This window comes from Sphingobium sp. CCH11-B1 (assembly GCF_001556865.1).
Classification (GTDB): Bacteria; Pseudomonadota; Alphaproteobacteria; order Sphingomonadales; family Sphingomonadaceae; genus Sphingobium.
The window spans coordinates 1-7,651 of record NZ_LSJY01000092.1; the positions used below are offsets into that span (position 1 = coordinate 1).

Annotated in this window: 6 protein-coding genes; 5 read left to right on the forward strand and 1 reads right to left on the reverse strand. The window is 64.2% G+C overall.

Annotated features, from left to right (window positions below):
• The first annotated feature begins 638 nt into the window (after positions 1 to 638).
• Positions 639 to 1,388, forward strand: a complete 750-nt coding sequence (locus AX724_RS10240; protein ID WP_231736626.1) for a ParA family protein — start codon at positions 639 to 641, stop codon at positions 1,386 to 1,388.
• The gene (locus AX724_RS10245) at positions 1,381 to 1,776 is read left to right on the forward strand and encodes a hypothetical protein (protein ID WP_047867038.1); all 396 of its coding nucleotides are present in this window, start codon (positions 1,381 to 1,383) and stop codon (positions 1,774 to 1,776) included. Before AX724_RS10240 ends, AX724_RS10245 begins: the two co-directional genes overlap by 8 nt.
• A gap of 46 nt (positions 1,777 to 1,822) precedes the next feature.
• Here AX724_RS10245 and AX724_RS10250 read toward each other — a convergent pair whose 3' ends face one another.
• Positions 1,823 to 2,956 (reverse strand): replication initiation protein, encoded by a 1,134-nt coding sequence (locus AX724_RS10250; protein ID WP_047867039.1) that lies wholly within the window; start codon positions 2,954 to 2,956, stop codon positions 1,823 to 1,825.
• 857 nt (positions 2,957 to 3,813) lie between these two features.
• On the opposite strand from AX724_RS10250, the gene AX724_RS10255 reads away from it, so the two are divergent.
• From AX724_RS10255 to AX724_RS10265, 3 genes are all read left to right on the forward strand, one after another.
• On the forward strand, positions 3,814 to 4,653 hold the full coding sequence (locus tag AX724_RS10255) for a DUF7146 domain-containing protein (protein WP_066765949.1): 840 nt from the start codon (positions 3,814 to 3,816) through the stop codon (positions 4,651 to 4,653).
• A 103-nt stretch (positions 4,654 to 4,756) separates the two neighbouring features.
• The gene (locus AX724_RS10260) at positions 4,757 to 5,335 is read left to right on the forward strand and encodes an NAD(P)H-dependent oxidoreductase (RefSeq protein WP_066765950.1); all 579 of its coding nucleotides are present in this window, start codon (positions 4,757 to 4,759) and stop codon (positions 5,333 to 5,335) included.
• A gap of 143 nt (positions 5,336 to 5,478) precedes the next feature.
• Positions 5,479 to 7,651: strawberry notch family protein (locus tag AX724_RS10265; protein ID WP_197421539.1), on the forward strand; the 2,173-nt coding region annotated here is incomplete at its 3' end.

Here is a 7,651-nt window from a genome sequence, read left to right on the forward strand (position 1 = left end):
GTTCAGTGTTCGTTCTTCAACCTGGCCAAAATCGCAGCTTCGGGCCGACTGGGCCTATAACTGGTGCGAGCAAGCTCCTCGAGCGCGGTGTCGGGTCTGGGTTGCTGGTCGAAGTCACGCGGCGTCGTTCCTGGCGCGTTTTCGTGGCCGGTGATCTCGCGGTGGCATTCGGATATGCCTCTCCCCAGCGCGGTCGACCGCGATTGGAGCCCCCTCCCCCACCTGCCGATCGAAGCCTCAGGCAGGTTTTCGACTCGTTCGATGAGCAGATGGCGGAGATCGATCGCCTTCTGTCCCGCTCTTGATCCAGCTATCGTCGCGATGAAGACGCCGTCGACGCGAGAGTTGCGTGCTGCGGTTTGGCCGATTTCCGCCGTTTTCTCCCTGTGCCGCGTTATGTGCCGCGTGTTGTAACGCGCTGGGTGCCGCGATTGCGCTCTGCCTAGCGTTCGCGCGGCGCAGCGCGCTGGCGCGTGCGGCATCGCGAGCCGCAGCGCGTGCGCTTGTGCGTTTACTGGCGCTTGCGTTCTCGCTGCTAACGGCGCTTGCTGTTGCGCGTGTGCCATTCCCAGCGCGGTCAGTAGCGCGGTCGCCTTGCACCGCGCTTACACAGGCGCTATGAGAAGCGCAGATCAATTGTGCCGCGCTGCCTGTGCCACGTCACATGGGTGCCGCGCCCGCGACCCACAGGGAGCTATTTCGTGCCAGTCATCACTATCGCGCAGAGCAAGGGTGGAGCAGGCAAGACGACGCTTGCGCTTGCCCTCGCATCGGAATTCGAGGCACTGGGCGGCTCGGTGTTCATGCTCGACGCCGACCGTCAAAACAGCCTGTTGAACTGGCACCGGGATCGGATCGCAGCGGGCAGGGGAGGGGACTCGCGCATCGCCGTCGAGGACGCCTCGCAGCTGCGGGACTCGGATATCGGTGCCGCGATCGGACGAGCGCGCGAGGCGGCCCAGCTCGTCGTCGTCGATTCCGAGGGAACGTCGAACTTCAAGACCGCCTATGCCGCTATGGATTCCGACTTTGTCGTCATCCCGACACGGTCATCGCGGCTCGATCTCGAGCGAACCGTCGAAACCAGCGATATGCTCGAGAAAATGTGCCGCGGCGTCCCATACCGCGTGCTCATCACCCAGACAGGGCAGGTGGCCCGCTCCAAAGCCGAGTGGGAGATCGACGGTCAAATCAGGAAAGCTCTCCCGACCTTCACCGACCAGATGTTCACCCTCGACGCCTTTCGCGCCATGTCGAACTACCGGATGACCCTCGCTGAGGTCGAAGCTGCCAACCTCGCCAAGACGGAGAAAGCGCGCCGCATCGCGCAAAGCGTCCTCGCCGATATTCTCAGCGAAATTCAGAACAAGGAGGCAGTCGATGCCTGAAGAAAAAGCCGCCGTGAGCAGCATGGGCGACATCATCGGATCGACACGGCAGCGCCTGGAGCAGCCAGAAGCGCCCGCCGATCGTCTCCGCGGGCTCGTTGCCGCTACAGCCGCGCCCAAACCTGCCAGCACGCCGCCAGTCCAACGCGAACCCGCCGGATCGGCGCTCCCAGCCAACTATTTTCCGCAGGTTACTGCCGATCTCGGCGTCACACCCAAGCGCAAGCCCCAGCGCGGTCCGGCCCGGTCGCTCCATATCAGCATGCGCCTGTCGCCTCCTGAGCGCGACCGCCTCGTGCGCTGGTGCGACGACCGCAACCTCAGCCTCCCGGACGGGATCATGGCGCTGATCGATCTGGCCGAAGGGGAGGGGAGGGCGCCCGAATAGGCCCGGTCTCGCTTTATGTGAGGAAACGGGGGAGGGCAGGCTATCCCTAAGGCCGGCCACGAAGCCCGACGAAACTTTTGCAGAAGCCTTCCCAGGATTTGTAGAGCGGCACGCCCGTCAGGGTCTTGAGCCGGTCGCCCATCTTCTCGCGAAACGCCCCGGCGATCAGATCCTTGTCCCAGCCGCCCCCGAAATCGGCCACAATCGTCAACAGGCGCTGATCCCCGCAGAAATGCATCGATCCAGTGGGGAAGGGCTTGCTCGACGGCAATGCCGCCACAGGGGCGGCCGCCGGAATGGCCGCGACCTCCTCGACGCTGCCATCGCGCCTGGCACGGCGTCCGACCTTGGGCCGATCGAGCTCCTTTGCCGTCTCTTCCTGCTCAACAGGGTCCTTGGGGCTGAAGGTCAGCTTGACCGCCTCGACCGGCCGGCCGCGCCCGGACCCCCGGATTTCTTCCCATTCCACGATGAAATCGGCGAGCTGGTCGATCTCCGCCTTCGATTTGACGAGCACGTCACGCCGAAACTCGGCGAAGTTCTTGAAGCTGCCGTCGGGCACACCCAGGCGTCGGCGCAGTTCATCGACGTTCATTTTGACGACGCGGTTCTGCCGATTGATGATCAGGCAGCCAAGATCGTACAAGGTGAGCGAATAGCGCGACTGGAGCGCAAGCATCACCCCGAGGTTCACCCGCGCATAGTAATCCGAACGCTGGATCACGCGCTTGAAGCTCTCTGAGAACTGAAACTCCACGACGCTCATGCCGTCTTCGGAGATTTCCTCGACGCAGCTCGACAGCAGCGACTGCGACATGATCGCAGGCTTACCCTTCTTCGAGGTGGTCCGGATACGGACGATCACGCGTAGCAGTTCGTCCATTACCGGCTGGATGCGCTCGTTACCCTTGTGCGAGCCGCGCAGTTCCTTCTTGGTGATCGTGAAAGTCTTGCTGTCTTCGCCGGCTTCCGGTCCCGCTTTCCGCAACATCAGTGCGAAAGCCTTTCTTCCGGCCGCACTCAACGACCCCGTCTCGAACTCGGATTCGACTAATTCCCCAGGTTTACTTACAAAGTCGAGGTCGCGGCGGCGAATCACGTCAGCAACCCGCAACGTCCGACTCAGACCCTCCAGGTCAGGCGGAACCTCGATTTCCACGGTGTCCGAATCGAGCTTCATGTGAGTTGCATACCATCAGCTTGTCATAATGAGAACCGCCCCCCGTTCACTCACATAGACGTGCCCCCAGACGCTCATAGAGACGTCGTTGGCCCATGCGATCACCAGCCCCCAAGCGCTCACATAAAGCCGCCGAGCCCTCGGCACGCGACTCGCGTTCCCGAGCCGAGTCGCGATCACTCCCCCGAAAACTCACATAAAAGATTCGTGTCGCGTGGCCGCGTCGAAGCGGCGAGCAGGGCCGCGCAGCGCGTGACCCCCGCCGACTCACATATAGATCTTCATATCATGTTGGTTTAATTGGCTTTTCTTGGCATCCCCCAATCGCTCACATAAAGGTGGAGAAATTCCTTATTTCGAACGCCCCATTTTCGCGGGCCGCCCCCGAGACCTCACGCAAAGATCCGCACGCCTCGGCCACGATCCCCCAATCGCTCACATAAAAGAGCATCTCCGATGTCGGCGATCTTCCCCGAAGCAAAAACATACGGGGATTCAGGGATTTCCCGGCAGCTCTTTAGCCCGTTTCGCCTGAGTCCCCCGAGAACTCACATTGTCCCCCGATCACTCAGGCTCCAGCCCCCCCTGGCTCGCACAGACGCCCCCGAGCCCTCACACTGAAGCCCCCGTCTCCTCACAAGGAGAGCACTCAACCTATTGGTTTACCGTCTTAAACGGCCCCTGAATCTTAGAATCAATGAATCTATGAAGCTCCCGCGCTCCGCTTGGGCGTTTTTAAGATTTGATTCTTCAAGAGGAGCAGAACGACCGTCCCGCAAAGCCGGTTAGCTGCGCCCCAGGATAAGGTGAGCCGGCAGAGAGGCAAGGGGGAGCATGGGCCGCGAAAGGAACTGCCAATGGCCCTTGTCGCGCTCAGACCAACCCAGGACCTCATCGATCTAGTCGGCTCGCTCGGGGGAACCTGGCACGGACGCACCGCGATGTGTCCGTGTCCCGCCCACGCCGACAGCACGCCCAGCCTCTCCATTCGCCAAGGCAACCAGGGTATTCTCGTCACCTGCTTTGCCGGCTGCGACCGGGAAGATGTTCTGCGTGAGCTTCGGCGGGTCCCGAGCCGTGGTCGCTTCGCCTACACCGACACGCCCACCGCGCGGTCCGGCAACGCCGAGCGGCTCTGGGACGAGGCGCTCCCTCTCGAGGGCACGCTCGCCGAGCGCTATCTTCGCCTGCGACATCTCTGGCCTGTAACCCATGACCTGCGCTTCCACCCGCGCTGCCCCTATCGGCCCAAGCCGTGGACGACCTATCATCCTGCGCTGATGGTCGCGGTGCGGGAAGGGCGGCGCCTGACTGCCGTCCAGCGGATATTCCTCGACCCGTTGACAGCCCGATATCGGATGAAGCTGATGCTCGGCCGGCCGGGGCAAGGCGCATGGCAGGGAGGAGGGCAGGCAGTTCCTGTGCTGGCGCTGGCCGAGGGCTTCGAAACCGCGCGCGCCTTCACCATCCTCCACGACATACCTTGCTGGACGAGCCTTGGAGCCCGCCGGCTCGACCAGCTCCTGCTTCCGTCATCGCTGACCTCGCTGATCCTGGCCGTCGACAACGATGCCGAAGGCGCGATCGCGGCAGAGCGGGCAGCCCTGCGTTACGCCAGGCCGGATCTCGCGATCACCCCCATGCCCCCCAAGGGCGTCAAGGACTGGGCCAAGGTTCTCGAGATGAGCCGGCGATGACCAGGGTCTCGCCAACGGCAGCCTGGCATTGGCACGGCACCTTGGGAAACTTCCTGATTGCCGGAGGCAACGCGGGAGAGGAAGGCAATGTCCGGAGGAGCGCATGGCACGCATTGCGATCATCGATGGACACCCCGATACTGATCGGGCGCGCTTCGTTCACGCGCTGGCGGATGCCTATGCGGCGGGTGCCGAGGCAGGCATCCACGAAGTCCGCAGGATCGATATCGCGTCCCTGGATTTTCCGATTTTGCGCTCGGCCAAAGAATGGCGCGAGGCCAATCCTGTAGACACGATCCACACGGCGCAAATCGACATTCGGTGGGCCGACCATCTCGTGATCCTCTATCCGCTTTGGCTCGGCGACGTGCCCGCTCTCCTCAAAGCCTTCCTCGAGCAGGTCATGCGGCCCGGCTTTGCGATCGATGAAACCGAACCTGATCAGCCAGCAAGACTGCTCGGTGGCTGGTCGGCGCGTATCATCGTGACGATGGGGATGCCCGCACCTTTCCATCGGTTCTTCTACCGGGCCCATAGCCTCAAGAGCCTCGACCGCAATCTGCTCCGCCTCGTCGGCATCGCACCCGTTCGCTATTCGATCATCGGCGGCGTCGAGAAGGGTGGCGGACACCGGAAACACTGGCTGCACTGCGTCCGCCAGCTTGGCCGGGACGCCCGATAGCACTGGTTCGGAAACTGTCGGCGAACCCAAGGCTTTCCGCGATAGCGTAGCCGGCCCCTGCCAACCACCGCGCGACTGGGCAAAGGGAAGGGGGATCGAAGGATTGATGCTGCCGATGGGGCAGCCAGTCCGGAGACCCCACCATGTCCGATCTCTTCGATACCGCCACCGCGGCCGAACGCCGCGCGGCCACGCTTCTCATCGACCGCCTCAGGTCGACGGACCCGATCACCCGGGCCGACCTCAATACGGCGATGATCGAAGGCTATGGCGGGACCGACGCGGACGGGCTCTGGACCCAGCGCGACAGCTTCGAGATTCTCGAGCATGCGCTCGCCCACCACCTCCAGTTCGGTCCCTATCCGCTGACCTCGCTCGATGACGTGATTGCGGCCTGCGACCTGCTCGACCGGCTGCCCACCCAGACCGTTCGCAGCGAAGATCAGATCGAATGGCAGCAGTTCTCGACGCCCGTCGATCTTGCCGCGGTGGCGGTTGTCCTCGCCAATATCCAGAGCGACGATGTGATCCTCGAGCCGAGCGCCGGCAATGGGCTCCTCGTGGCGCATTGCCGCGACTTCGGCTCCCTCCAGCTCAACGAATATGCGTCGGGCCGCCGGGCGCGTCTCGCCGATGTCTTCCCCGACGCGACCGTCACTGGCCACGACGGCGCCACGATCAACTCGAGCCTGGCGGCAGCGGCGCGCCCCAGCCTGATCCTCATGAACCCGCCATTCTCCCGGTCGGTCGGGCTGGGCGCGGACGCACACGCCGCTGTCCGACATCTCCAGGCAGCCCTTCGCCGACTGCAGGCCGGCGGCCGTTTGGTTGCAATCATGCCCGACTGGTTCGGACCCAATGCCCGGATGCGCGATCTCTTCGAGACCACGCTGCGCGATGTCAGCGTGCGGACCTCGGTGCGGCTCGAGAAATGCTATCTGAAGCACGGCACCAGCATCGCGGTCCGGCTGTTCGAGATCGACAAGGTCCCCGGCACGACCATTCCCGCGACGATCCAGCGCACCTCCATCCGCGAGCTCATCGGCGCGCTCACGATCCACGAACGCGCGACCCTCGCAGCGCCATCGGCGCCGACTCCCAAGCGATCGAGCAGCCCCTCGCTGTTCCGCGCCATGAAGAGCAATCGCGCGCAGCCGCGGCCCTATCACGCTCCGGTGCGCAACAACGTACTGCCTGTCGACTACGCGCCGCTCGACACGCCGGCGCCGCTGCTCGACCAGGTCGGTGTCTATCTTCCCTATCGTCCGAGCCGGATCACCTTCGACGCCGCCGGCGAACATCCGACTGCCCTGGTCGAATCCGTCGCGATGGGCTCGATCGCGGCGCCGATCCCGGCCTATGTGCCGCGGCTCCCCGAACGCACTGTCTCCGAACGCCTGCTGTCGGCCTCGCAGCTCGAAACCGTCGTCTATGCGGGACATGCCTGGGACCAGTTTCTACCGGGGAAGTTCAGGCCCGCCAAGGAAGGCGTCGGCCTTGAGGAAGCGCAGGATGGCCGCGCCTATCGCATGGGCTATTTCCTCGGCGACGGGACCGGGGCGGGGAAGGGGCGGCAGGTCGCCGCGTGCATCCTCGACAGCTGGCTCGCCGGCCGCCGCCGGAACATCTGGATTTCGAAGAACGAGGCGCTGCTCGAAGACGCGCGGCGTGACTGGACCGCGCTCGGTGGTCTCGCGGCCGACATCCAGCCCCTCTCCAACTGGAAGATCGACCAGGCGATACCGCTGGAGCAGGGCGTGCTCTTCGTCACCTACCCGACGCTTCGTTCGGCACGCGGTGACCACAGCCGCCTCCAGCAGGTCATCGACTGGGCAGGCGACGACTTCGAAGGCGTGATCGGCTTCGACGAAGCGCATGAGATGGGCGGCGTCGCCGGCGGCGAAGGGGCGCTCGGCAAGAAGGAGGGCTCGCAGCAGGGCATCTCCGGGGTCCTGCTCCAGAACCATCTGCCCGGCGCGCGCGTGCTCTACGCCTCGGCAACCGGCGCCTCCGACGTCAACAACCTCGCCTATGCCGTGCGGCTGGGCCTGTGGGGGCCGGAAACCGCCTTCAGCAACCGCGAGCAGTTCATCTCCGGCATCCGCAAGGGCGGCATCGCCGCGATGGAGCTCGTCGCTCGCGATCTGAAGGCGCTCGGCCTCTACACCGCCCGCGCGCTCGGCTTCGCCGGCGTCGAATATGACATCCTGCGGCATGAACTGACGCGCGAGCAGATCGCGATCTACGACGCCTATGCCGACGCCTGGGCGCTGTTATGGCGAGCTGCGCATAAGATTGCTTATCGCGAGGAAGCGG

Bases quoted from the DNA above. Each gene is read 5' to 3' on its own strand.
- AX724_RS10245 (WP_047867038.1), top strand. From the start codon at position 1,381: ATGCCTGAAGAAAAAGCCGCCGTGAGCAGCATGGGCGACATCATCGGA.
- AX724_RS10250 (WP_047867039.1), bottom strand. From the start codon at position 2,956: ATGAAGCTCGATTCGGACACCGTGGAAATCGAGGTTCCGCCTGACCTG.
- AX724_RS10255 (WP_066765949.1), top strand. From the start codon at position 3,814: ATGGCCCTTGTCGCGCTCAGACCAACCCAGGACCTCATCGATCTAGTC.
- AX724_RS10260 (WP_066765950.1), top strand. From the start codon at position 4,757: ATGGCACGCATTGCGATCATCGATGGACACCCCGATACTGATCGGGCG.